The sequence below is a fragment of the Bradyrhizobium sp. S3.12.5 genome (assembly GCF_040548225.1).
GTDB lineage: Bacteria > Pseudomonadota > Alphaproteobacteria > Rhizobiales > Xanthobacteraceae > Bradyrhizobium > Bradyrhizobium cytisi.
This window is the reverse complement of record NZ_JBEPRF010000026.1, coordinates 94,198-118,596: the sequence shown is the minus strand read 5'-3', so window position 1 is coordinate 118,596 and position 24,399 is coordinate 94,198. Positions and strand designations below refer to the sequence as shown.

At 63.0% G+C, this 24,399-nt stretch carries 25 protein-coding genes; 14 read left to right on the top strand and 11 right to left on the bottom strand.

Going from position 1 to position 24,399, the window contains the following annotated elements:
* Positions 1 to 74: 74 nt before the first annotated feature.
* Positions 75 to 473, bottom strand: coding sequence for a hypothetical protein (locus ABIC09_RS30935; protein ID WP_354111631.1), 399 nt, complete (start codon positions 471 to 473; stop codon positions 75 to 77).
* Positions 474 to 780: 307 nt separating this feature from the next.
* Between ABIC09_RS30935 and ABIC09_RS30930 the strand changes: the two genes are divergently transcribed.
* On the top strand, positions 781 to 909 hold the full coding sequence (locus tag ABIC09_RS30930) for a hypothetical protein (protein ID WP_256374932.1): 129 nt from the start codon (positions 781 to 783) through the stop codon (positions 907 to 909).
* A 335-nt stretch (positions 910 to 1,244) separates the two neighbouring features.
* Here ABIC09_RS30930 and ABIC09_RS30925 read toward each other — a convergent pair whose 3' ends face one another.
* Positions 1,245 to 2,117, bottom strand: a complete 873-nt coding sequence (locus ABIC09_RS30925; RefSeq protein WP_354111630.1) for a LysR family transcriptional regulator — start codon at positions 2,115 to 2,117, stop codon at positions 1,245 to 1,247.
* Between the two features lie 155 nt (positions 2,118 to 2,272).
* Here ABIC09_RS30925 and ABIC09_RS30920 point away from each other — a divergent pair, with 155 nt between their 5' ends.
* Positions 2,273 to 2,926, top strand: a complete 654-nt coding sequence (locus tag ABIC09_RS30920; protein WP_187435092.1) for a hydrolase — start codon at positions 2,273 to 2,275, stop codon at positions 2,924 to 2,926.
* A gap of 38 nt (positions 2,927 to 2,964) precedes the next feature.
* Here ABIC09_RS30920 and ABIC09_RS30915 read toward each other — a convergent pair whose 3' ends face one another.
* Both ABIC09_RS30915 and ABIC09_RS30910 read right to left on the bottom strand, forming a co-directional pair.
* On the bottom strand, positions 2,965 to 3,888 hold the full coding sequence (locus ABIC09_RS30915) for a dihydrodipicolinate synthase family protein (protein WP_354111629.1): 924 nt from the start codon (positions 3,886 to 3,888) through the stop codon (positions 2,965 to 2,967).
* Complete coding sequence (locus tag ABIC09_RS30910; protein ID WP_354111628.1) at positions 3,885 to 4,613, bottom strand: GntR family transcriptional regulator; 729 nt, start codon at positions 4,611 to 4,613, stop codon at positions 3,885 to 3,887. The genes ABIC09_RS30915 and ABIC09_RS30910 overlap by 4 nt, the downstream gene beginning before the upstream one ends.
* Before the next feature lie 143 nt (positions 4,614 to 4,756).
* On the opposite strand from ABIC09_RS30910, the gene ABIC09_RS30905 reads away from it, so the two are divergent.
* From ABIC09_RS30905 to ABIC09_RS30865, 9 genes are all read left to right on the top strand, one after another.
* Complete coding sequence (locus tag ABIC09_RS30905) at positions 4,757 to 5,134, top strand: aldose epimerase family protein (RefSeq protein ID WP_354111627.1); 378 nt, start codon at positions 4,757 to 4,759, stop codon at positions 5,132 to 5,134.
* A gap of 119 nt (positions 5,135 to 5,253) precedes the next feature.
* Positions 5,254 to 7,212 carry an ABC transporter substrate-binding protein gene (locus ABIC09_RS30900; RefSeq protein ID WP_354111626.1) on the top strand — a complete coding sequence of 653 codons (1,959 nt, stop codon included), beginning with the start codon at positions 5,254 to 5,256 and terminating at the stop codon, positions 7,210 to 7,212.
* 65 nt (positions 7,213 to 7,277) lie between these two features.
* A complete protein-coding gene (locus ABIC09_RS30895; RefSeq protein ID WP_354034718.1) occupies positions 7,278 to 8,264 on the top strand; it encodes an ABC transporter permease in 987 nt (328 codons plus the stop codon).
* Between the two features lie 15 nt (positions 8,265 to 8,279).
* Positions 8,280 to 9,407, top strand: a complete 1,128-nt coding sequence (locus ABIC09_RS30890; protein ID WP_354111625.1) for an ABC transporter permease — start codon at positions 8,280 to 8,282, stop codon at positions 9,405 to 9,407.
* Entirely contained in the window at positions 9,404 to 11,134 is a 1,731-nt protein-coding gene (locus ABIC09_RS30885; protein ID WP_354111624.1) for an ABC transporter ATP-binding protein, read from the top strand. Before ABIC09_RS30890 ends, ABIC09_RS30885 begins: the two co-directional genes overlap by 4 nt.
* Positions 11,135 to 11,191: 57 nt before the next feature.
* Positions 11,192 to 12,394 carry a mandelate racemase/muconate lactonizing enzyme family protein gene (locus ABIC09_RS30880; protein WP_354111623.1) on the top strand — a complete coding sequence of 401 codons (1,203 nt, stop codon included), beginning with the start codon at positions 11,192 to 11,194 and terminating at the stop codon, positions 12,392 to 12,394.
* A gap of 281 nt (positions 12,395 to 12,675) precedes the next feature.
* Positions 12,676 to 13,272, top strand: a complete 597-nt coding sequence (locus ABIC09_RS30875) for a glutathione S-transferase N-terminal domain-containing protein (protein ID WP_354034722.1) — start codon at positions 12,676 to 12,678, stop codon at positions 13,270 to 13,272.
* A 5-nt stretch (positions 13,273 to 13,277) separates the two neighbouring features.
* The gene (locus ABIC09_RS30870; protein ID WP_354111622.1) at positions 13,278 to 14,015 is read left to right on the top strand and encodes an SDR family NAD(P)-dependent oxidoreductase; all 738 of its coding nucleotides are present in this window, start codon (positions 13,278 to 13,280) and stop codon (positions 14,013 to 14,015) included.
* Complete coding sequence (locus ABIC09_RS30865) at positions 14,000 to 14,575, top strand: TetR/AcrR family transcriptional regulator (RefSeq protein ID WP_354084987.1); 576 nt, start codon at positions 14,000 to 14,002, stop codon at positions 14,573 to 14,575. Before ABIC09_RS30870 ends, ABIC09_RS30865 begins: the two co-directional genes overlap by 16 nt.
* Positions 14,576 to 14,814: 239 nt before the next feature.
* Here the strand turns inward: ABIC09_RS30865 and ABIC09_RS30860 are convergent, their stop codons facing one another.
* The 3 genes from ABIC09_RS30860 to ABIC09_RS30850 form a co-directional block, all read right to left on the bottom strand.
* On the bottom strand, positions 14,815 to 15,765 hold the full coding sequence (locus ABIC09_RS30860; protein WP_148753358.1) for a hypothetical protein: 951 nt from the start codon (positions 15,763 to 15,765) through the stop codon (positions 14,815 to 14,817).
* A 106-nt stretch (positions 15,766 to 15,871) separates the two neighbouring features.
* Positions 15,872 to 16,024, bottom strand: coding sequence for a hypothetical protein (locus tag ABIC09_RS30855; protein WP_354084988.1), 153 nt, complete (start codon positions 16,022 to 16,024; stop codon positions 15,872 to 15,874).
* A 349-nt stretch (positions 16,025 to 16,373) separates the two neighbouring features.
* Positions 16,374 to 16,601: a hypothetical protein gene (locus ABIC09_RS30850; protein ID WP_354084989.1), complete on the bottom strand. Its 228-nt coding sequence runs from the start codon at positions 16,599 to 16,601 to the stop codon at positions 16,374 to 16,376.
* A gap of 385 nt (positions 16,602 to 16,986) precedes the next feature.
* Here ABIC09_RS30850 and ABIC09_RS30845 point away from each other — a divergent pair, with 385 nt between their 5' ends.
* A complete protein-coding gene (locus ABIC09_RS30845) occupies positions 16,987 to 18,981 on the top strand; it encodes a BTAD domain-containing putative transcriptional regulator (protein ID WP_354084990.1) in 1,995 nt (664 codons plus the stop codon).
* 2 nt (positions 18,982 to 18,983) lie between these two features.
* Here ABIC09_RS30845 and ABIC09_RS30840 read toward each other — a convergent pair whose 3' ends face one another.
* The gene (locus ABIC09_RS30840; protein WP_354111621.1) at positions 18,984 to 19,451 is read right to left on the bottom strand and encodes an MAPEG family protein; all 468 of its coding nucleotides are present in this window, start codon (positions 19,449 to 19,451) and stop codon (positions 18,984 to 18,986) included.
* A gap of 169 nt (positions 19,452 to 19,620) precedes the next feature.
* Here ABIC09_RS30840 and ABIC09_RS30835 point away from each other — a divergent pair, with 169 nt between their 5' ends.
* Positions 19,621 to 19,902 carry a DUF1127 domain-containing protein gene (locus ABIC09_RS30835; protein WP_354111620.1) on the top strand — a complete coding sequence of 94 codons (282 nt, stop codon included), beginning with the start codon at positions 19,621 to 19,623 and terminating at the stop codon, positions 19,900 to 19,902.
* A 282-nt stretch (positions 19,903 to 20,184) separates the two neighbouring features.
* The gene (locus tag ABIC09_RS30830; RefSeq protein WP_354111619.1) at positions 20,185 to 21,678 is read left to right on the top strand and encodes a tetratricopeptide repeat protein; all 1,494 of its coding nucleotides are present in this window, start codon (positions 20,185 to 20,187) and stop codon (positions 21,676 to 21,678) included.
* Here ABIC09_RS30830 and ABIC09_RS30825 read toward each other — a convergent pair.
* The 3 genes from ABIC09_RS30825 to ABIC09_RS30815 form a co-directional block, all read right to left on the bottom strand.
* Positions 21,675 to 22,472: an adenylate/guanylate cyclase domain-containing protein gene (locus ABIC09_RS30825; protein WP_354034731.1), complete on the bottom strand. Its 798-nt coding sequence runs from the start codon at positions 22,470 to 22,472 to the stop codon at positions 21,675 to 21,677. The two genes, ABIC09_RS30830 and ABIC09_RS30825, sit on opposite strands and share 4 nt — an antisense overlap.
* A 103-nt stretch (positions 22,473 to 22,575) precedes the next feature.
* Positions 22,576 to 23,742, bottom strand: a complete 1,167-nt coding sequence (locus ABIC09_RS30820; RefSeq protein ID WP_354084994.1) for an aminotransferase class V-fold PLP-dependent enzyme — start codon at positions 23,740 to 23,742, stop codon at positions 22,576 to 22,578.
* The gene (locus tag ABIC09_RS30815) at positions 23,739 to 24,398 is read right to left on the bottom strand and encodes an amino acid ABC transporter permease (protein WP_354111618.1); all 660 of its coding nucleotides are present in this window, start codon (positions 24,396 to 24,398) and stop codon (positions 23,739 to 23,741) included. Before ABIC09_RS30815 ends, ABIC09_RS30820 begins: the two co-directional genes overlap by 4 nt.
* Position 24,399 lies beyond the last annotated feature (1 nt).

Below are 24,399 nucleotides of genomic sequence, written 5' to 3'. Positions count from 1 at the left end.
GCCAAGTCGCTCGTCAGCTACCAGATCAATCGACAATTATCCGGGTGGAATCTTCCTCCACTAGAGACACGCGCCTACAGGGCGCACACGGTGACGCTGCACGAAATGCCGGTGTTCGAAAGCTCATTGAGCGCACCTGTCGCCGTCACACTTCTCAAGCCAGCTCCAGCCGCAATGACCGCCCCACCATGCGCGCGGCGCGCTGAAGCGTTGTCAGCGTGACGTTGCCGTCCTTCGGGTCGAGCAGGCGCCCGATCTGACTGCGCGAGGTCTTCATGCTCTGGGCCAGATTGTTTGCGGGATATGTTGTTCTCCTTCATTGCCTGCTCGATCTGCCACGCAAGGACCTCTTTGACGACGATGGCTTCGAACTCCTCTCGATTGCCTTCTTCGCCGAGGAAATCATCGAGCGTGGTGAGCCTGGCGATGGAACGGACTGCTTTCTTCCTTTTCGTCACGTCTTTCTTGACCATGTCGGTCTCCTTCGAATTCACGGTTTCTGCGGTGCGCCAGCGCCAAATCATCGGGCGGCGTCTTCCGGGTCTTCTTGATGAAGCCGTGAATGTACGGTCCCGCAGCGGCTCCTCGTTGCAGCTCGCGCGCCATCGGAGTAGATCGGCAAGACATTACGGGTATCTGTAGCTCCCATGCCTTCAAAAAAGAGCCCCAGGGATGGATATCGAATGAAAACGGCAGCGCAATCGGGTCCGTCTGGATTATCGCCCTCGCCCACCCCCTACAAAACCCCAGTTAACCGCTCTCTCGCGGCAGGAGATTTTCATGGTCAGTGAAAAAGGCCCGAACATCAAGAAGAAGCAGAAATGCAAGAATTGTGAGGGCAAAGGCCTGCTCAAGAAGGGCGACAAGGTGGTGAAGTGCCAGCGCTGCAAAGGCACTGGGGTGCGGTGACATCGCGGATTGCCTCTCGCTTTCGGACCCCGTCATTGCGAGCACAGCGAAGCAATCCGGAGTCCCTCCGCGGGAAGACTCTGGATTGCTTCGTCGCAAGGGCTCCTCGCAATGACGGTGGAGAGAGTTGCGCGAGGTGGCGCCTCGCACTTCGTCATTGCGAGCGCAGCGAAGCAATCCAGAGTCCCTCCGCGGGAAGATCCTGGATTGCTTCGTCGCAAGGGCTCCTCGCAATGACGGTGGAAAGAGTTGCGCGAGGTGGCGCCACGCACTCCGTCATTGCGAGCGCTGTCTGGTTGCAGGTTCGAGTCCTGCCGGGCCCACCAGCCAATCGATCACTTGACCGGAGCGCAATGCTCGATCAGCAATTCTGTGAGGACTCGGATCTTCCGCGCGGGATGCTGGCCTGGCGGGCGGATGACATAGGCACCCGCCGGAGGTGGTGGATGACGGGTCATGACTGAAACAAGCCGCCCCGATGCCAGCAATTCATCAGTGAGGAAATCGGGGAGGTAGGCAATCCCGAGTCCTGCAGTTGCGGCGGCCACCAGAGCTGTGCCGTTGTCGGCCTTGAAGCGACCCTGCGGACGAACCGTGATGATCTTGTCGCCATCCATGAGCTGCCAGGCTTCGGTGCCCTGCATGAGAGCTTGATGGGCGATGAGTTCCTCGGGTGTCTCGGGCGACCCGTGCTCTTTGATGTAGCCGGGACTCGCAACGAACTTGCCGTAGATCGGTCCGACACGCCTGGCGATCAAATTTGAGTCTTGAAGATAGCCAATCCGGATCGCGCAGTCATAACCTTCTGCGATGAGATCAACGAATTGGTCACTGTAGCAGGTTTGGATCTGGAGCTTCGGGTGTCGTCGCGCCATTTCCGCCATCACGGGCGCGAAGTAGTTCGAGCCGAAGGACAGCGGCACAGCAACTCGCAAGCGTCCGCGAAGCTCGCCGGCAGGCAGGATCGTTTCCTTGGCCAGGTCGATTTCGGTGCAAACCCTCGCAGCATAGTCTCGGAACGTCGCCCCAGCTTCCGTTAGAGCGGCGCCGCGCGTGGTTCGTGCAAGAAGCTGGACACCAAGTTCCGATTCAAGCCGCAACAGCCTTCGACTGACGATCGACTTGGAGACGCCGAGCCGGAGCGCAGCAGGCGAAACTCCGCCGGCATCAGCAACTTCCACGAATGTCCTGAGCTCTTCGACGTCCACTTCGGTGTTCCTGCTTTCGCGACACAGCTTGCCACCGAACGGTACTACCGCATCGAACACGGGAACGGCAATACGCCCTCCAGGTGACGCCGCCGCCTGTGGCGAGCGTCTCCCCAAAACCGATGCCGCATTCAACGGCAACAAAGGATGTCATGATGAAACTTCGTAACGGCCTTGCTTCGCTTCTTCGTCCCGAAGACTCAGTGCTCGTTCTGATCGACCACCAACCCTACCAGCTTGCGAACGTGAACAGCCATGAACCGCAGATGGTGATCAACAACACGGCAGCTCTTGCGAAGGCAGCAAAGGCCTTCGGTGTTCCCACGATCCTGACGAGCGTGATTGCCGAGCGAGGTGGCCTCCTCTTCCCTCAGATCACCGAAGTGTTCCCCGGACAGGAGGTGATCGACCGGACCTTCATCAACACCTGGCAGGATAAGAAGGTCGTGGATGCGGTCAAGGCCACGGGCCGCAAGCAGCTGATCATCGCCGGTCTGTGGACCGAGATATGCGTCGCGATGCCGACGATCCAGGCTCTCGGCGAAGGCTGGGACGTCACTGTGGTGACAGATGCGTCCGGTGCCGTTTCGGTCGAAGCCCACGAGATCGCCATTCAGCGCATGATCACCGCCGGCGCCAACATGATGACCTGGTTGGCAGTGGCGGCCGAATGGCAGCGCGACTGGGCCAGGGCCGACCAAGCCGCCAAGCTGACCGAGGTGATCCTGCAGCACGCCGGCGGCAGTGGCATCGCGTTCCTGTGGGAGCAGCAGCTGCTCAACACACCGGTACCGAAAAGCGCAGCCTGAGCTGGGACGGCTCAGGGGCCCAGCCGAGATGGCTAGAGCTATTCTGCCTCGGCGTCGGGAGCCAGCACACCCCACGCTCGCAACACTTCGGCGAGGATTGCGCGGTCGCTGTGGTCGAGTCGCGGCAGGCCGGGCAGCCGCACGGGACCGACCGGAAATCCGATCAGCCGCAGCGCCTCCTTGACCACCGTGACGTTGGCGCCGTTGCCGAAACGCGTCCGCATCGCCTCGAACTTGGCGATGGTATCGACCAGTTCGCGAAGCCGGTCGAACCGGCCAGCCTCGAGCGCGGCATGAATGGCCAGTGAACGGGCGGGATCGATGTTGACGAGGCCCGAAGTGAACCCCCTTGCCCCCGCCGCGTAGAAGGCGGGCGCCCAGCCCTCGGCAAGACCGCACACCCACAATGCGGTCGCTCCGGTGCTGGAGCGGATGCACTCGGACAGCAGCATCAGGTTCGTGGTGGCGAATTTCACGCCGGCGACGTTCGGGTGGTTGGCAACACTCAAGATGTCGCCGAGGCTCATCGCGTCCGAGCGGACATAGGCAATGAGCGGCAAATCCACCGCATCCGCGATCGCCTTGAAGTAGGCTGCCTGCGCCTGTGGTGCTGCGAACGGATCGAGCGGCTGATGCGCCATCAAGGCGTCGGCGCCCTTGTCTCTCGCCCGCCGGCCGAGCTCGATCGCCTCCTTCAGCGAGCGCCCGACGCCGGCGGTCAGCAGCGAGCGGCCCGCATTGGCTTCGATGGCGCCATCATGCACGGCGCGGACTTCGTCGGCTGCCAAGGCGTAGAACTCACCGGTGTTGCCGGCGGATACGATGTTGTGGATGCCCGCGCCCGCGATTCTATCGACGATGCGGCTGAGCAACGGCCGGTCGACGTCGCCGCTCGTGGCGTAGGGCGTAACATGCACGCCCGAAATGCCCTCGAGCGCAGCTCTTACTTTTTTCAACCTCAAGAGTTGTGCTCCTTCGTAGCACGGACAGCTTGGGGAGCAGTTTGCGGTTGCCCACGGTTTTCGAACGCGGCCTTGACGTGCTGCCGTGCCGAACGGACCACGTGATCGCGCATTTCCCGCTCGGCGGCGTCACTGTCACGGCGGGCCAGCGCTTCGTAGATGGTGCAATGCTCGCGGAGGGCGCGGCCTCGTTCCTCCGCGTCGCTTAGGATGAACTGACGTGCGGTATGCACGTAGACGCGCTGCCCGACCAGAATGCGCTGCAGATAACTGCAACGCGAGATCTCGTGGATGGCATCGTGAAACAACTCGTTGAGCTTGATCAGATCGTCGGTCGCGCTCGCCGCGGTCGCCTCGGCCATTTTGCTCACGATGGCGGCCAGTCGCGCGACCCCTTCATCGTCGATGCGCGACGCCGCCATGCGGGCGATCATGCTCTCGAGCGCGGCACGGGCCAGCGCCATTTCCTCGGCCTGCTCGGCATCGAAGGTCACGCGGATGCCGCGGCGCGGCTCCGCCACGACCAGGCCTTCGGATTCGAGCTGGCGCAACGCCTCCTTCAGCGGCGTGGTGCTGACGCCGAGCTGTTCCGCCATCTGCCGTTCGTTGAGCACCGCGCCGGACGGCAGCTCGCCCGCGATGATGGCGCGACGCAGCTCCTCGCGGACATGCGCACGCAGCCCTTTCAGATAAACCGGATCGACCGGCTGAAGCCTTGGCGGCACGCTGCTCTCCCTGGACGCAGGTTCATGCGCCCAAATTTTTTTGGATATTGGCCAAACGCTTTATGGACAGCCGTGAAATTTGATATATCAAATCCACCCCATGTCAATAAGCCGGCAAGAGTCCGGCCACAGGGATGGAATGTATGCGCAAGGAGACAGCGCAGACGGCGCGGGCCTCGGCGTTCGACGAGCCGGACGTGCGTGCATCCGATTGCAAGCTGGCCGCGCGAGCGATGCGGGCGGTGGTGCGGCTGCCTGAGGGCGGACGGTTGGCATCGCTTTGGCGCGAGGCGCCTGGCAACCGTCGCATCGATGTCCTCGTTCCCATGGCCACCGGCCGCTTTGAGCCGCTGGTCTGGCCCAAAGCCGGCGCCTATCCGCTGGTCCCTTATTCGAACCGCATTCGCAACGCCGCTTTCCGATTTGACGAAACCCTCGTCAAGCTCGCGTCGCACCCGGCCGCGGCGCCCCATCCGCTGCGCGTGCTGCATCCCGGCGAAACGTTTTTTGGGCCAGCGTAGGGATCACGGTGACATGATGACATTACGACTATCACCATGACAGTGGCGAACTACACGACGGCGCCATCAAGAACCACAAGGCCGAATGGCCGCAACACACATCTCGACCGGGAGGAACCATGAGCGAGGACATCCAGCAGAGGACGCCCCACTGCCGCCGACTAGACCGCCGCTCCGTGCTGAAGGGATTTGCCGGCGCGACCGCGATTTCCGCACTGCCTTATGCGGCGCGCGCCGAGGGCGCCAGGGAAGCGCCGGCGCTTGCCAAGCTCGTGGTGGACGGCAAGCTGGCACCGCTGGCGGACCGCATCCCGGCCAACCCAATGGTCGTCACCGTCGAGAAGGTCGGCCGCTATGGCGGCGCGCTGCGGCGCGGCCTGCGCGGCTCGGCAGACCACAACGGTATCCTGCGCATGGTCGGCAATCAGGGCCTGGTGCGCTGGAATCTCGCCTTCACCGAGGTGCTGCCGAATGTTGCCGAAAAATGGGAGGTCAACGCCGATTCCACCGAATTCACCTTCCATCTCCGTCAGGGCATGAAGTGGTCGGATGGTCATCCGTTCACGGCAGACGATATCGTCTTCGCCATCGAGGACTGCGCCAAGAACACCGAGCTCTATAAATCGCCGCCGACCCCGATCGTGATCGGTGGCAAGGCCGGCACCGTCACCAAGATCGACGACACTACTGTGAAGTTCACCTTCGCTGGTCCCTACGCGCTGTTCCTGGAGCAGATGGCAACGCCGCTCGGACAGCATCCCACGCTGTTCGCGAAGCACTACTGCAGCCAGTTCCACCCGAAGTACAATCCGGCGGTGGCCGATCTCGTCAAGGCCGCGAACCTCTCCGACTGGGGCACGCTGTTCCGGAGCAAGTGCGGCGACATCGAAATTCCCACGCGTTGGGGCAACGCCGACAAACCGACGCTCGATCCATGGGTCATCAAGGAACCCTACACCGGCGGCGCGACGCGCGTGGTGATGGAGCGCAACCCCTACTTCTGGCAGGTCGACACCGCCGGCAACCAGCTTCCCTATATCGACAGGCTCAACTTCAACATCTCGCAGGACGTCGAGTCGCTGATGCTCGATGTGATCTCTGGCCGTCTCGACATCCAGGAACGCCATATCGACACGCTGCAAAACAAACCTACGCTGTCGCAGAACATGCAGAAGGGCGGCTATCGCCTGATCGAACTGATCAATTCCGGATCCCAGCAGGTTCAGATCTACCTGAACCTCACGCACAAGGATCCGAAGATGCGGGAAATGTTCGCCAACAAGGAATTTCGCAAGGCGTTGTCGCTCGGCATGAACCGCAGCGAGATCATCGAGCTGGTCTATCTCGGACAATCGCAGCCCTATCAGGCCGGGCCGCGGCCGGGGCATCCCTGGTATCATGCCGCGCTAGCGACGCAGTTCAGCGAGTTCGATCAGGCCCAGGCCAATGCCATCCTCGACAAGCTCGGCTATGCCAAGAAGGATGCCAACGGCTTCCGGCTACGTCCGGACGGACAGAAGATCTTCTTCGCCATCGACGTAATCCCGACGCTCTACCCGGACGAGGTCGATGCGCTCGAGTTGGTGAAGCGGCACTGGGCCGATATCGGCATCGACATCAAGGTCAACACCATCGAGCGCGCGCTCTACTACACGCGCGGCGACAACAACGACCACGATGCGGCGGTATGGCCCGGCCCGGGCGGCCTCGATCCGATGCTCGATCCGCGTGACTTCTTCGCACAGCACACACAGGGCTCGCGCTACGCCGTGCCGTGGGCGCAATGGTACGTCTCCGGCGGCAAGGATGGCCAGGAGCCGCCTGAGAGCCAGAAGCAGCGCATGAAGCTGTTCGATCAGGCTCGTGCCACGGCCGACCTGCAAAAGCGCGGCGAAATCATGAAGCAGCTGTTCGATCTCACGGCCGACGCTTTCGAGACCATCGGCATTTGCCTGGCGGTGAACGCCTTTGGCATCTGCAAGACCAACCTGGCGAACGTGCCAGCGAAATATCCGAACTCGTGGTCGTGGCCCAATCCAGGCCCGGCCCTGCCGCAGCAATTCTTCTTCTCGACGTGATCGGCCTTGAGCCCGGCCGCGCCGCGCGGTGCGACCGGATTCTATTTCCCTGAACAGGCAGGACCATGCTCCGCTTCATCGCCAAGCGCCTTCTCTGGATGGTGCCCTCGCTCATCGTGGTGAGTTTCCTCGCGTTCGTTCTCATCCAGCTACCGCCCGGCGACTACGTCACGACCTTTATCGCGACGCTGGCCGCGTCGAACGAGGTCGTCGACCAGAACACCGCCGCCGACCTTCGCGCCCGCTTCGGGCTCGATCAGCCGATGATCATCCAGTATCTGAAATGGATCAGCGGCATTCTGCTGCACGGCGATTTCGGCCTCAGCTTCGAATGGCAACAGCCGGTCAGCAACCTGATCTGGGAACGGATGGCGCTCACGCTGGTGCTGACGTTTTCGACCCTGCTCGCGACCTGGGGCATCGCGCTGCCGGTCGGCGTCTACTCGGCGGTCAAGAAATATTCGGTCGGCGACTACGTCGTCACTTTCCTCAGTTTCCTCGGGCTCGCGATCCCAAGCTTCCTGCTCGCGCTGGTGCTGATGTACATCGCCGCCGTCGAATTCGGCCAGGAGGTCGGCGGACTTTTCTCAGAGGCTTATGTCAACGCGCCCTGGAGCTTCGGCAAGGTCCTCGACCTGCTGCACCATCTCTGGATTCCAGTCATCATCCTCGCGGCCTCCGGCACCGCCAGCCTGATCCGCGTCATGCGCGCGAACATGCTCGACGAGCTCAACAAGCCCTATGTCACCACCGCACGCGCAAAAGGCCTGTCGGAATTCCATCTCCTGGTGAAATACCCGCTGCGGCTGGCGCTCAATCCCTTCATTTCGACGATCTCCTGGTTGCTTCCGAACCTCGTCTCCGGCTCGATCATCGTGGCCATCGTGCTCAGCCTGCCGACGGCGGGACCGCTTCTGCTGCAGTCACTGATGAGCCAGGACATGTATCTGGCCGGCGCCTTCGTGCTCCTGATCTGCGCACTGACGCTGATCGGCTCGCTCATAAGCGACATCCTGCTCGCCCTCGTCGACCCGCGCATCAGGCTGGAATAGGCCGGGATCAGAATCATGACCGATATCGCCATTTCACACGTCGACAGCCGCCAGCTCGCGGTAGCATCGCAGTGGCAACTGGTGTGGTGGGCATTCAAGCGCCACCGTCTCGCCATGGCCGGGCTCGTCGTCACGGCATTCTTCTACATCGTAGCCGCAGCGCCCGGCTTCTTCGCTGTCAACGATCCATCGCAGCAGAATGCGCGCGCCGCCTATCATCCGCCCCAGGGCGTACATTTGATCGACCTCGCGGCCGACGGCAGCTGGTCGGTCCGGCCCTACATCCATCCCTATGCGCTCAAGCGTGACCCGCAGACGCTGCAGGCGGTCTATCGCGAGGACGAGACGCGCAAGAGCTACATCCGGTTCTTTGGCACCGGCTACGCCTACAAGCTGTTCGGCCTGTTCGACACCACGACGCACCTGATCGCCACCGACAACAAGAACCAGCCGCTGTTCCTGCTCGGCGCCGACCGGCTCGGCCGCTGCGTCTACAGCCGCATCATACAGGGCGCTCAGATCTCGCTGTCGGTCGGTCTCGCCGGCGTGCTGCTGTCGCTGACCATCGGCATCGTGCTCGGCGGCCTTTCCGGCTATTATGGCGGACGGATCGATTTCGCGGTTCAGCGGCTGATCGATTTCGTGCTGTCGCTGCCCAGCATTCCGATCTGGCTCGCGCTGTCGGCGGCTCTGCCGCACGATTGGCCAGCGACGCTCAACTACTTTATGATCACGCTGATCCTCTCCCTCACCGCCTGGGCCCAACTCGCGCGCGTCGTACGCGGCCGCTTCCTTAGCCTGCGCACCGAGGAGTTCGTCACCGCGGCACGGCTCGACGGCGCATCCGAATGGCGGGTGATCTTCCGTCACATGCTGCCGAGCTTCACCAGCCACATCATCGCGTCGATCTCGCTGGCGATTCCGGCTATGATCCTTGCGGAAACGTCGCTCAGCTTCCTCGGCCTCGGCCTGCAGCCACCGACCATTTCCTGGGGCGTGCTGCTGCGCGAAGCCCAGAACATCCGATCGATCGCAACCGCGCCATGGCTGTTTGCACCCGGCGCCGCAGTGGTGATCGCCGTGATCGCCCTCAATTTCCTGGGAGACGGGCTGCGCGACGCCGCAGATCCGTACAACAAATGAGCCTGATCGATCTCGCAACCCATGCTGGCGCGCGCTCGGCCACACCCCCTTCGCTCATTCTCGAGGTGAAGGACCTCGTAACGCACTTCCCGGTACGAAACGGCATCGTCAAGGCCGTCGATGGCGTGTCGCTCACGCTCGAGCGTGGCAAGACGCTCTGCATCGTCGGCGAAAGCGGCTCGGGCAAAAGCGTGACCGCCCGTTCGATCCTGCAGATTGTGGACGCGCCAGGGCGCATCGTGTCCGGCGCGATGATGCTGCATCGAGCCGACGGAACGTCGGTGGATCTCGCCAAGTTCAATCCGCGCGGACGGGAGATCCGTGCGGTACGCGGCCGCGAGATCGCGATGATCTTCCAGGAACCGATGTCGTCGCTATCGCCGGTCCACACCGTCGGCGACCAGATGATGGAGGTGTTGCGGCTGCATCTCGACATGGGAAAGAAGCAGGCCCGCGCGCGCTGCATCGAGCTGCTCAAGCAGGTCGAGATCCCCGATGCCGAGCGGGCCATCGACCGCTACACTTTCGAATTCTCCGGTGGCATGCGCCAGCGCGTGATGATAGCGATGGCGCTGGCCTGTAACCCTTCCCTCCTGATCGCCGACGAGCCAACCACCGCGCTTGACGTCACCACTCAGGCGGAGATCCTCGACCTGATCCGCCGGCTGCAGCAGCAGCACGGCATGGCCGTGATGTTCATCACCCACGACATGGGTGTCGTCGCCGAGATCGCCGATGACGTGCTGGTGATGCATCGCGGTAAGGTGATGGAGAGCGGCACGGTGGACGCCATCTTCCATTCACCGCAGAACGATTATACGCGGATGCTGATCGGCTCAGTGCTGAAGCTGGAGCAGAAGGCGGAGATCCGGTTGCGTCGCTCCCCGATCGCCGACGAGACGCTGCCGGTGCTGCAGGTCCGCAATCTCAGCATGCAGTTCGGCTCGGGAAAAAACGCGCTTAAGGCCGTCGACGATGTCTCGCTGACCGTGAAGCCGGGCGAGACGCTGGGCATTGTTGGTGAGTCCGGATCGGGCAAAACGACGATGGGACGTTGCCTGCTGCGGATCTACGATCCCAGCGCCGGCGCAATCGATTATCGCCGGCCGGACGGCAGTACCCTCGATCTCGTCAAGGCGGACAAGGAGACGCTGAAGGCCTGCCGGCGCGAGATTCGCATGATCTTCCAGGATCCTGTCGGCTCGCTCAATCCGCGCATGACTGTGGCCCAGATTGTCGGCGAGCCGCTGCTCGTCAACAGGATCGCAGCCGGCAAGGAGCTCGACGACCGTGTGGCCGATCTGCTGCAGCAGGTCGGTCTGGAGCCATCCTGGCGCGAGCGCTACCCGCACGCTTTTTCCGGCGGCCAGCGCCAGCGCATCGGCATTGCCCGCGCGATCGCCCTCAATCCGCGCATCATCGTCGCCGATGAGGCGACGTCCGCGCTCGACGTCTCGTTGCGGTCGCAGATGCTCGACCTGATGATGGGCCTGCAGGACAAGCTCGGACTGTCCTACGTCTTCATCAGCCACGACATCGGCGTGATCCGCTACATGTGCGATCGCGTGGCGGTGATGTATCGCGGTCGGGTGGTGGAAACCGGCTCCGCCGAGCAGGTCTGCAACTCCCCGACCCACGCCTATACGCAGGCGCTGCTGTCAGCCATTCCACGACCGGACCCGCGGGCGCGCAGCATCCACCGGCGGCACCGCTACACGGCGGCCTGAGACAATTCCGGCGTCCGTTTTCGGGCGCGACAACAAGCAAATGGATGGAGATAACCCGTGAAGATCGACCGCCTGCGGGCCTTTATGTCACGCGACAAGGACCGCCCTCGCCTGATCATTGCCATCGATACCGACGACGGGCTGACCGGCTGGGGCGAGTGCTACAATCACGGGCCCGACAAGGCGCTGGAACCGCTGCTCGAGTATCTGTTCACTTTCATCCGCGGCGAAGATCCGCGGCGGATCGAATATCTGATCCAGTATCTGTTGCAGCAATGCCGCTTTCCGCCCGGCGCGCTGGGCCTTGCGGCGATTTCCGCGATCGATCATTGCCTCTGGGACATCTCGGCCAAGGCGCTCAACGTGCCGGTCTACCGGCTGCTGGGCGGCAACGTGCGCGACCGCGTCCGCATTTACGCCGGTGTCTATACCGCGCCGGACGCAGCGATTGCCCGCGACGAATTCGACAGGCTCAACGCTGAATGGGGCCTGACGGCCTTCAAGCTCAGCCCCTACCGGATCGACATGCATGCGCAACGCTGGGGCGAGGTCGTACGTACCAGCGCGGAGTATTTCCGCAAGCTGCGCGAGACGGTGCGCACCGACTACGAGATCGCCTTCGACGCCCACGCCAAGATCTTCGAGGTCGGACAGGCGATCCAGCTAGGCAATGCGCTCGCGCCCTACGATCCACTGTTCTTCGAAGAGCCGATCCGGCCTGAGAACATCGAGGCCTGGAGCGACCTAAAACGGGGTCTCACCTGCACGCTTGCGACGGGTGAGTCCCTTTACAACCGCTTCGAATTCCTGCGGCTGTTATCGGTCAAGGGCTGCGACATCATCCAGCCCGACATTTGCGTGGTTGGCGGGATTTCGGAAATGCGCCGGATCGCCACCCTCGCCGAGGCGCACTACGTGACGGTCGCCCCACACAATCCGATGGGACCGCTCGCCACCGCCGTCAATTTGCATTTCTCCGCTGCGCAGCCGAACTTCCGAATTCTCGAATACCGACTGCCGCAGGGTGCGGCTTACGCCTTCGGCGACGGCAGCAGCGACCCCAACGTCACGCCGGACCGCTCGCAGGGTGCCTGGTACGTGAAGGACCCCTACCTGCCGAAGAACGGCTATCTCGAGCTGCGGCCCGACCGGCCGGGTTGGGGCGTCGAGATGGACATGGAGGTGCTCGGCAAAGAGGATTACGTTCATTGGGAGCGCAAGGTGCCGCGCCGGCCAGACGGATCGACGGCCTATGCGTGACGCGCTCAGTAACCGATAGCAGCCCTATCACTGCGCGGGTCTGCTGCGCCAGCCAAAATCTCGCTTTGCGGGTCAATCGTAATTCCACAAGCGCGACCCGCTGCGCAGTCGCCAGCGCGACGTTGTCACCCCCCACGCGAGCGCCTTGCCGCAGGTGCCGCAACAATCGTGTGGGCACTGGTCCACCCTGCACTGGACCGGCGCGCTTGACCTTATAGACGACCGGTCGTATAGTGAATACGACCGGTCGTCTTAGCCTCCGAAGTGCGAGGAGAGTTTGCATGAAGCTGATTGGCACCTATCTGTCGCCCTACGCGAGGCGGGTCGCAGCGGCCCTGATCTCCCGCGGGCTGCCCTTCGACCATGAACCTGTGAACGGCTACCGGGAGTTCGAGACCGCGAGCCGCTATAATCCCGTGGCGAAGGTACCTTCGCTCGTGCTCGACGATGGCGAGGTCCTGATCGACAGCACGGCCATCCTCGACTACCTCAATGAACTGACGCCTTCGGCGCCGCTGATCCCCGCCGCGTCAAGCGCGCGCCGGGCGACGCTCAAGCTCGCGGCAATCGGTTACGGCGTCTATGAACAGGCCACCAGCCTGTCGTTCCGTGGACGCGAGGTCCCTGAGACCGAGGCCAACCGCTGGAAAGCGCAGATTTTGGGAGGCTTGCGCGCGCTCGACGAGGCCGCGCGCGACGGCGGACCGCTCAGGGCGAGCCCGCTGGATGCCGCAGCGATCACCGCCATCGTAGCGGTGGAATACCTCGCCCGGACGAATCCGGACCTGGAGGCCCTTCCCGCAATCCCCGCCCTGGCTGAGCTTGCAGCCGAGTATCGAGACGCACCGCCCTTCGCACTGACAAGGGTAGCGGCTTGAGGCGCATGGAGGAAAGCATGGCTGATCGGATCGCTCTCATCGCAGGCGTCGGCGGCGCAACTGGCGCTGCGCTCTCGCGGCGCTTCGCACAAGGTGGATATCGTGTGGCGATGATCGCCCGCAACGCCGAGCGGCTCGCGGAGCTCGAGACGCAGATACCTCGTGCGCGCGGCTATCCTTGCGACGTCGCCGACCTTACCCGACTCGGCGAAATTGTCGAGCGCGTGCAGACCGAGCTCGGGCCACCCCATGTGCTCATCCATAACGCCGTCGCGGCAACATTCGCCAAGATCCTCGACGCCTCGGTCGAGGATCTAGAGCGAAATTTTCAAGTGAACACCACGTCGCTGTTCTTCCTGGCACAAAAACTCGCGCCGGCGATGATTGAGCGCGGCGAGGGAGCCATCATGGTCACCGGAAACACCTCGTCGTTCCGGGGCATTCCGCTGCGCCCGGCCTTCGCGCCGACGAAGGCCGCCCAGCGCATCCTCGCGCAGTCCCTCGCAAAGGATTTGGGCCCGAAGCGCGTGCATGTTGGATACATCACCATCGATGCCGCGATCGATGCCCCGTGGAGGAGGGAGACCTTGCCGCTGCCGGATTGGCAGGATAAGCGGGGCGACCATTTCGCGCATCCCGATGCGATTGCCGACGAGGTTTACCACATCGCGCATCAACACCCCTCCACGTGGTCGTTCGATCATGTCATCCGGCCCTTCGCCGAGAATTGGACCCTGAACTGACCATGCCAAAACCTAATCATAAGGAAGCACTCCTCGACGCGGGCCTCGCGGCGTTTCATCACCGCGGCTATCATGCAACCGGTGTTCAGGAGATCGTCTCGTCGGCCGGTGTGCCGAAGGGCTCTTTCTACAGTCATTTCGAAAGCAAGGACGCCCTCGGCCTGGCGGCGCTGGCGCGTTACTGGGAGGACCGCGCCAAAGCGCGTGCCCTGTTGCGGGACGCCAGCCTTCCCGGGCTCGAGCGGCTTGACCGCTACCTCGCGGCCCTCGGCTATAGCGAGGATGGCTGCCTGATCGGAAATCTCACGGCCGAACTCGCGCAACTCGACGCCTTTCGCCAGGATTTGTCGCGCCTGTGGCGGCAGTGGACGGATGCACTTTCCCAGTGCCTGGCGGATGGGCAGCGCGACGGCAGCGTACGAACCGACGTGCCCGCCACCGAGCTTGCGCGTACGGTGCTGGCGCTTTGGGAAGGCGCGGTGCTCTCAGCGAAGGTCGAGCGCAGCCCTAAGCCGCTCAACATGGCGCGTCGAACGCTGCGGCATTTGCTGGCGCCGTGACGTATGGCCGATCCCCTGCTGCGTAGTTGGAACATAGGCGGCGCCACACGCTCCGTCATTGCGAGCGAAGCGGCGAAGACAAGCAATTCAGAGTCTCCCTGCGGGAAGATTCTGGATTGTTTCTTCGCAAGGGCTCCTCGCAATGACGATGGAGAGAGTTGCGGGATTACGGTGGCGGCACTCAATGCCTCCGGTCGCAAGCGCCAGTGAGGCATTGCAACTCGCAGCCCTTGCGCTCTTCATTCGCTTTGCGGGATGAAACGGCTGAAGGAAGGTAGTCCAAGACAGAGCTTGACGATGAGAGGAAGCGCGAGGACCGGGATGACGCATGCAGCGACATAACCCTCCGCGAGAGATGGCAGACCGAAGCCGGCCGCCGCCCACACGAGAGTAACGTTACGGTTTCCGCTCACGAGGCCTATGGTTCCGGCGGTTTGCAGCCCCAGTCTCGCGAACGTCACCGTAGCGAGTCCGCACAGGCCGAAATTGAGGACGACTGCCGCGGCGAGCATCACGTCGAAACGCAGCGCGTTGCTGGTCCATTGCGCCCTTATGCCCTGCGAGGTGGCAAGCCCCACGATGATGAGCCCGATCACGGCGATTCCGGTGGCGGCGCTTTGATCCGGCAGAACGAGACTCAGATGACGATGGAACCTTATGGCTAAAAAGGCCACCAAGCCGGCAGCGCCGATAATGCTGAATAGCCGGATCGCCAGCCCGCTCATGTCGAACGCAATGCCAAGTCCGAGCATCGTGGCGAAGCACGGAATCGAGATCGGCGTAACCAGGGTCAGCGCAATCGAGACGACCAGGGCGAGACGTGGTCGCAAACCGAGCATTCCAGCAATCGCGGCCGCGCTTCCGACCGGCGGCGCCAGCAGTGAAAGCAGAACGCCGGCCCGCAGGGCAGGATCAAGCGGGACAAAGGACAGCAGCATCGCAGCAGCCAAAGGCAGCACCAGGCCGACCCAGCCGAGCACCAGGCCTATCAGCGGCAGACGAACGCTGCCTTCGGAGGGAGCAAGACCCGCCGTGAGAAACGAACCAAGCGTCAGAAGAAATGCTGAAAAAGGCAGAAGACCGTAGCCGAAGCGCGCGAAGGGCGAGATCAACAGGCCTGCGCAAAGCGAGATCACCAAAAGGATCGGTCCTTGTCCGCCAAGTGTGGACAATATCCGGCCAACGTACATATCGCCTCCTCATTTGCATGCGCATCGGCGTGATGCCGCCCCGGATGCGCAGCTATAGCGGCCCGTGTTGTGCGGTGTGCACCACAGCGGTTGACGCCGGCCAAGGTCAGAAGAATCCAGGGCTCAAATCGAGGCCGTCGGTCAGAGAGAGCACGAACACAAACGCGCAAGCTGCACAGAACAGCAGGGCGTGTTTGGCCAGGCCGGCGCCGGTGACCGAGAGGACCGTGTGGGAAATTGCGCGCTTGATTGCCGTCATGTTGCCGCCTTGCTTTTTAGATCGGTGAGTTGGATGTGCCACGCGTGCCCGTCAGTCGCACCGCAAATCGATGCCCAGGGGAGCGCCACCTCGCTCGGGTGACGTTCGCTGCATGAGGATCGCGGCCATCGCGTGAACAGCGCCGAAGCCCAGAAGAACGAGAATCATCAGGCGCGTCCCGCCGCCTCGGCTTGCGTTTGTGTCACGCGGCATTGGAGATCCGGCCCGAATTGCAGACCCGGCATGAACGTCGTTTTTCACGGCTTCCCTCTTTACGGTTGCGCTGGCTTGCGTAGCGACCGCGGGGGGACCCTTGGTCCGCGCGGCCCCGTTGCCCGATGCGGATCGTTTACGGCAGCGGCGGGTTAAAAATGTAATGGGTGACGAAATCATCGGAGACGAGATCCGCTTGGGGCTCTCGGGGCGCCTGGCTCGTCGCAGCGAAGGCAATTAGCAGCGCGAGGAGCGAGCCATAGAATGCGATCAGTCTAAGTCTCCACGTACTGATTATTCGCAGCTCCTCGTCGGGTGCGCGAAAATAGTACGGCTTGTTTTCCAGCTGCACGATATCGGTCAATGCGACCTCCTGGTTGATGGCGATTCCGACATTCGGGGTGCGATCAGTCGCCTCCGAAAAGGAGCGGTGCGACGGGAGGTGCCGGCTCCGAAGCGGCCCTGAGTGTCGGGCGCGCGAAAGAACTCAACGCTGCGTCGAACCCGGCGAGGACCACGAACAGGCTGACGACGATGATGATGAGGTGATGCGCGCGCATGTCGGCTTGCCGGATGAAATTGCTCTGCGTCGATCAGGCCAACCGGCATCCCGTCGCGACGCGATCTGAACGCGTCGGCGTCGTCGCGGGCGTTATTCAATCGTCATTACGGCGTTAATATTGTTCGCAAAGTTGGCAACTCGTGTAGGATGTATACCTGCGAGCATGCCTGCTCAATTTTGAGGCGGAATGACTGAAACTGCGTCTGCGCCCGGCCCAAGCTTCACTCTCTCGCTACTGGGGCGTTTCGAGCTGACCGGGCCGAATGGCGTGGTCAGCTTGCCCAACAAGAAGCTCGCGGGATTGCTGGCCTATCTGGCTTGCACGGCACCTCAGCCTCAATACCGGGAGAGACTCTCGACCCTGCTGTGGGGATCTCACTTCGACGCGCAGGCGAAGCAAAATCTGCGGCAGGCGCTGTTCAAGCTCCGCCAGGTTCTTGGTCAGGGCGCTCTCAGGAGCGATGGCGAGTTCATCTCGTTGAACGCCGCAGTGGTCATCTGCGACGTACGGCGATTTGAGGAGCTGGTCGCGAAGGACAGCCGCGAGGCGCTGAGTGCGGCGACAGATCTCTATCGTGGGCCTCTCGTTGATGACATCGGCGTCAGCGAGGAAGGCTGGCGCGATTGGCTGGCCGGCGAACGCGAGCGGCTGTCGGAGCTCGCTGTTGGCGCCCTGGTCGCCCTCGGCGAGTCTGAACTGACACAGGAGCGTGCCGGCCATGCCCTCCTCGCCGGCCAGCGTGCCAATGCGCTCAACAGCCTGCGCGAGGATGCGCACCGCCTGATCATGCGCGCGTTGTCGGCGGCTGGCCGCAACGCCGAAGCACTCAAATACTACCAGGCCGTCGTAGCCCTGCTGAAGCAAGAGCTTGGCACCGGGCCCGATGTTGCGACCAACTCGCTCGCTGCAGAGCTGCGCAAAGTCCAGGAGCAGAAGACGGCCCCGGCAATGGGGGAAATCGCGGCAGAACAAGCCGAGTACATGATTGGCAACGACAGGCCCTCCGTAGCGGTGCTTCCGTTCCAGAACATGGGCGGTGACACCGAACAGGAATACTTTGCCGATGGCATCACTGCAGACATCATCACCGCTCTATCGCGCTTTCGCGAACTGGTGGTGATTGCGGCCGGATCGAGCTTTGTCTTTCGGGACAAGGGAATGACCAGCCGGCAGATTGCGCAACAACTCGGTGCCCAGTACCTCCTGAGCGGCCATATACGCAAGGCGGGCAACCGCATTCGCGTGTCGGCCGAGCTCACGCATACCGGCAGCGAAGCCCAAGTCTGGTCCAATCGCTATGATCGCCCGCTTGTCGATATATTCGATCTGCAAGACGACGTCAGCAGCAGCGTTGCTGCGGTCGTCGCTCCCGTCGTTCGGAGCGCCGAAATCGAACGCGCGCGCCGCAAGCCGCCAACCGATCTATCGGCCTATGATCTCTATCTGCGTGGACTTCACCATTTGTGGACCGGCACCCGTGAAGGTGTCATCAAGGCCATCGAGCTGCTTCGGCAGTCTCTGGGCCTCGATCAGGAGCGAACGGCGACGCTGGCGGCGCTGGCCTGGGGGCTCGTCATGGCCCCGCCGCTGGGCGCCAACACGTCTCCAGATGCCGCGGCCGAGGCGCTCGGTCTGGCCCGTCGCGCCGTCGAGCAGGAGGCTGAGGACGCCTTCGCTCACGCGGTCTATGGCTTCGCGCTCTTTGGGCCGGCCGGCACCAACGATCAGGGACGTATTCACGCCAGCGAAGCCGTAAGGCTCAACCCCAGTTCGGCCTTCGCATGGGGCGTGCTCGGGATGATCGACAGCATGGGAGGCGACTATGCCAACGCCCTCGCATGCCTGCATCGGTCGCTCGCGCTTAGTCCCGACGACAGGATGCTGCATTTGTGGATGACAGGATTGACCGCATCCTATTTCGCGCTCGGGCAATACGAGGAGGGCATCGCCTGGGCACGGAAGTCGGTTCGGCACAATCCGAGCAACGGCACCGGCCATCGTATGTTGGCGGCCAATCTGGCCGGTGTCGGGCGCCTGGAAGAAGCCCGCGAGGTCACTCGGATTCGCGATGCGACACAAAAAACAACGATCCGCGATCTGCGTGCCATGCGCTTTTTCAAGCAACACGAGGTGCTTGAACGCTATCTTTCGGCCCAGCAGGCAGCCGGCGTGGCCGACTGAGCTCAAGCGCCGAGTGCTGCGAGAAGCGTGCGAACGGTCATGAAGACCAGGATGAGCGAGCCTATGGTCCACAGAGTCGCGCGAATATCGTGAATTTGCGCGGTGAAATAGGCCAAGAAGTGGAGCAGGCGTGAGGCAACGTAGCCATAGAGCAGCCATTGCGCGAGAAGCAGCGATGGCCGTGTGAGGACGTAGAGAAATCCCGCGACCAGGAAGTACGGCAGGTTCTCGACATCGTTCATCTGGATCCGGCGGATCCGCTCGACACCTTCGTTGGGAAGAAGCTGCGCTGGATCGGGCGCAGGATTCATTGGTGTCTTCTTGATGTCCTCCGGCGAACGGTAGCCCCCCTGGGCTCTCACCATCCGGAACACGGTCAACCAGGACATCGCAACGGCCTTCAAGATCATCAGGCTGGCAGCAACGACATAAGTGGCGAAAAGGGGATCGTGAAGACTGATTCTGTCCAATTTGGCTCCCCCACCGGCCCTTCCATACTACATGCCCGACTGCGTCGCGCCAGTGCGTCACGGCCCCCCAAGCAAAAATAACGCTCCTTTGACGCCTGACTGACGCCGGCAACGACGGCGGCTGCTTATTGCACGCGGCGACCGTCAATGAGATTTGGAGATTTCTGACATGCGATCACAAGCTTTGCAGACAAGTGCGCAAGCCGCCGTTCCCGATCGGGCGACGGTCATACCGGCAACGGGGTCGGCGTCAGGCGATAACGGCTTTCGCATCCGCGCGATCCTCAGCCTGCCCGCCACATGGTGGCAGCGCTCTCGCTTCAGGACAGAGCTGCGCGCGGACCTCAGGGACAAGCCCGAGCTTCTCCACGACATCGGCATCGGCCTGCACGAAGCGCACGCCGAAGCATCGCGGTTTTTCTGGGAAGCCGTGCTGCTCCAGCGCCGATAGAACAGGATCGGCGATCATTGGGTTGCGGTGATATCGCGGACTGCCTCGCGCTTCCTCATACTTCGTCATTGCGAGCGCAGCGAAGCAATCCAGAGTCCTTCCCCGGGAAGATTCTGGATTGCTTCGTCGCAAGGGCTCCTCGCAATGACGGTGGAGAGAGCATCTCGGCACGGAATGTCCACTCCGCGTCAGCCTCGCACCAGCTTCGCACCAGAAACTGCTGCAACGGGACTCTCCGATCGCGCTCGGCAGACCCGCAAGCACAGCTTTTCTGGTCACCTCATGAACCGCCAAGAACGCCGGGCCGCGGCCAAGCAATCCGAGAGGATCACGCCGCAGAATCTGGCGATCGCCAGGAGCCTCGAGGCTGCGAAACAGGGCCAGTTGCTGTTCAATCTCGGCCGGTATGCCGAAGCCCTGGACTACTTCAACGCATTCGCGAGGCTCAATCCTGACGTCGCACCGCTGTATCAGACGCGCGGGCTTTGCCTGCAGCGGCTGGGCCGGTTCGAGGAGGCGCAGGCCGACTTCGAGCGGTCGATTGCGCTCAACCCCAGCGAGGCCGAGACGCACAAGAACCTCGGCTCGCTTCATGCGCGATTTGGCCGGATGGAGCAGGCCTTTGCCAGCTTCGATCGCGCGCTGGCGCTTCGTCCGAATTTTCCCGCAGCGCTCAACGAAAAGGCGCGGGCGCTGTGGAGCCTGCAATTGCTGGACGAGGCTTTCGCGGCCTTTCACCAATCGCTGGCCCTCGAGCCCGGCAACGCGGACACGATCTGGAATCTCGCGCTGCTGCAGATGCTGACTGGAGATTTCGCGCGGGGCCTGGCGGGACGCGAGGCGCGCTGGAAGGCGTCGTCGCTCGGCCTCGCCGATCGCGGATTCTCGCAAGCCCTTTGGCTGCGTGACCAGCCGCTCGAAGGCAAGACCATTTTGCTTCACGCCGACGAGGCCCTGGGCGACTCGATTCAGTTTGCGCGCTATGTGCCCTTCGTGGCCGCGCTCGGCGCTAAGGTCATCCTGGAGGTGAAGCCTGCGGTGCAGCGGCTACTGGCCGCCCTGCCCGGCGTTGCACATTGTGTCGATCGATCGTCTGCGACGTCGATGGCGTTCGACCTGCACTGCCCGCTTGGAAGCCTGCCGCTGGCGTTCGGGACGCGGCTCGACACGATCCCGTTCGCGCAAGGCTTCCTGCCAGCGCCGGCGGCGGCGCGCGTGACGGCGTGGGAGGATCGGCTTGAAGACCGGCTTGGTCCGCGCACGCGCTTCCGCGTCGGTCTGGTCTGGTCGGGAGATCCAGGTCACAAGAACGATCACAACCGGTCGATATCGCTGCGCGCGCTTGCGCCTCTGCTGGATTGCGATGTCCAGTTCGTCTCCTTGCAAAAGGGTGTGCGGGACCAGGATCGCGCCTTCCTCGACGAGCGCAAGGACATCCTCGACCTGACGGACCAGCTGACGGATTTCAGCGACACGGCGGCGCTGGTCTCCTGTCTCGATCTGGTGATCTCGGTCGACACCAGCGTGGTTCACCTCACCGGCGCGCTCGGCGCGCCGGTCTGGACCATGTTGCCCTTCAACCCGGATTGGCGCTGGCTGCTCAACCGCGACGACAGCCCGTGGTATCAGTCGATGCGGTTGTTCAGGCAACCGGTGCGAGGCGACTGGGCCGGGGTCGTGGAGGGCGTTCGCGGCGAGCTGGAGGCTCTGGTGTCCGCGCGGCGCAGCCACGACAAAACGAATGACGCGCCGGCACCTCCCCTCGCGCCTGCCTAACCTTCAACCCGATACAGCCGCCACCGCGCCGGCACACCCTTGAGCTGGTGGCTGCCGTGATCCCTGAGGCGGATCTGGGATTGTGCCGCGAGCAGATCCTTCACCGCACGTGAGACCAGGACTTCGCCGGCGCGCGCCTTGGCGGCGACGCGGGTGCAGATGTGGAAGGCGAGGCCGACCATCTCGCCGCCGCTGATCGTGTATTCGCCTGCGTGCAAGCCCACCCTGATATCAAGCCCGAGCGTGCGCACGGCCTCCCGAATCGCGGTTGCGCAATTGATGCCGGCGGCCGGTGCCTTGAAGGTCGCGAGCACGCCGTCGCCGGTCGTCACGACTTCCTTGCCGCGCGAAGATTTGAGCTCCTTGCGGACCGCCGCGTAATACAGGCCGATCACCTTGGTCCAGCGCGCATCGCCAAGCTTTGCGGCTTTTGCGGTGGAGCCGACGATGTCGACGATCAGGATCGTGGCGAGCGCCTGCTTGAGGTCGGCACTCCCGTTGGCGGATTTGCGCCGGGCCGAGATAGCGCCCGTCAGCGGCTCATAGTCGTGGCTGCGCCGTCGCGCGATCGCGGATTTGGTATAGTCCTGGGCGCGCTCGACCGTGCCGCAGCGGATCGTTTTCTCCTGCGGCAGACGCGTCCAGTAAACCTTGCGTCCCTTGCCGGCGCCCTGCACCTCCACGGCACCCCATTTCAGGAACACTGCCGAGCCGACCCGCCGCACACACCAAGCTTTTGAGGTGTATCCTGACACGTTCGACTGATGCAGGCCGATGCGAAGGAATTTGGGCATGAACGTGCGGCCGATGCAAAGACCGTTTGGGCGGACTGGGTGTCAAACGTAGTCGGACGTTCCTGCGTTGGCAACAGGACTCCCAATCGAAGATTTTTCTATCTCAAGCGGAACGCCCGCGATCCAGATCTGCCCGGATCGCAAGACGCCCAAGCTCTTCGGTGAACCGCCCGATATCATCGTCCGACGAGTAGATGTGAGGCGCCACGCGTACGATCCTCTTGAGGCGACGCGCCTCGAGCTCCCATCTGGCATGATCGAGACCCACAGATGCGACCGCGATGCCGCGCGTGGCCAATTCCTCCACAATCCTGTTCGCGGGCAGCGACGCATGTTGGAACGTCAGGAATGCCGCGCCGGCATCTTCGTCCTCGAACACCGTGAGTCCGGAGATGTCACGCAGGTTCGCGCCCAACCGGCGCAGCTTCTCGTCGTTGCCCGCACGAACGTTCGCAATGCCGATACGATCGAGCTCCTGGAAAGATGCCCGCAAGCCGAGACGGCCGGCAGCGCAGAACTCCCATGCCTCGAAGCGCCGCGCATCCTCCAGCGGCAGGAAGCGGTCATCCGGGCACCAGGTGCCGGCGCTCTGGTCGACGATGACCGGCTCGACCAGACGGCGCAGCGCCCGATCCGACAGCGCCATCATGGCCTGCCCGCGACCACCTCGGAGCCACTTCCGTCCCGGCGCGACCATGACGTCGGAAGATGCCCCAGGCAGCGTCAACTCGAACTGACCGACGGCTTGCGCGCCGTCGATGAAATAAAGGCAGGCGTCCGGCCGCGCAATCGAGCCAAGCGCTTCGACCGGCTGGCGCAATCCAAAACTGCTGGCAACCGCCGATGCGCAGATCGCGACCGTACGCTCATCGACCAGCGCAGCGGCCTGCTCGATGTCGATCCGCCCCTGTCCGGTCATGGGCAGCCTGACCACCTCCGCTCCGGCCGCAGCCGCGCGCCGCACGGCATTCACGATATTGCCGCCCCAATCGTTCCGCGCGATCAGGATGCGATCTCCACGCTTGAGCGGCATCGATGCAAAGGCAAGTGCCCAGAGTCGGCTCGCCTGCTCGCCGAAGGCAAGATGCGTCGGGGCGACGCCCGTCAGACGGCCTGCCAGGATACGCGTCTCTTCAATGGCGTGTCTCGCATCGGCCGCCGCCCAGTGCACGCCGCGCCGGGCCTCGAGATCGAGGTGGGACTTGATCGCCGCAACCACGCTCTCGGGCATCAGACCGGCACCCGCGGCATTCAGATGGGCGCTCGTCATGCGGTGACCATCCGGTGCTGAAGCCGCTTCACCGCGCGAGATGCCGAGAAGCAGATCGCGAAGTAGACCAGGGCCGCGAACAGATAGAATTCGATCAAGCGCGCCTCCCGGTTGGCCACGATGCCGATCGACGTCATGAAATCATGGAGACCGATGACGTAGACCAGCGAGCTGTCCTGAAACAGAGCAATGCTCTGCGTGAGCAGGATGGGCGCCATGCGGCGCAAGGCTTGCGGCAGGACCACGTAGCGGTAGGCCTGCATCCCGGTCATGCCGATCGCCAGCGCCGCGGCCATCTGTCCTCGGGAGATGCCGTTGATGCCGGCGCGCATGATCTCGGAATAATAGGCGGCCTCGAACAGGGTGAATGCGATGAGTGCGGACGTGAACGCTCCGACCGGCCGCCCGATGAACAGCGGCACCAGCAGATAGAACCAGAAGATCACCATGATCAGCGGAATCGAGCGCAACCCGTTGACATAGCCGGCAGCGAGCGCGGCAACGGGCCGTGGTGCCGACAGGCGCACAACCGCGATCATGGTCCCGAGCAGGATTCCGCCCGCCATCGCGAGCGCCACCAGGACAAAGCTCGTCTGCAGTCCCTGCCAAAGGAATGGCAAGGCGTGAACCACGGCGCTCCAGTCGAGGTTTCGCACG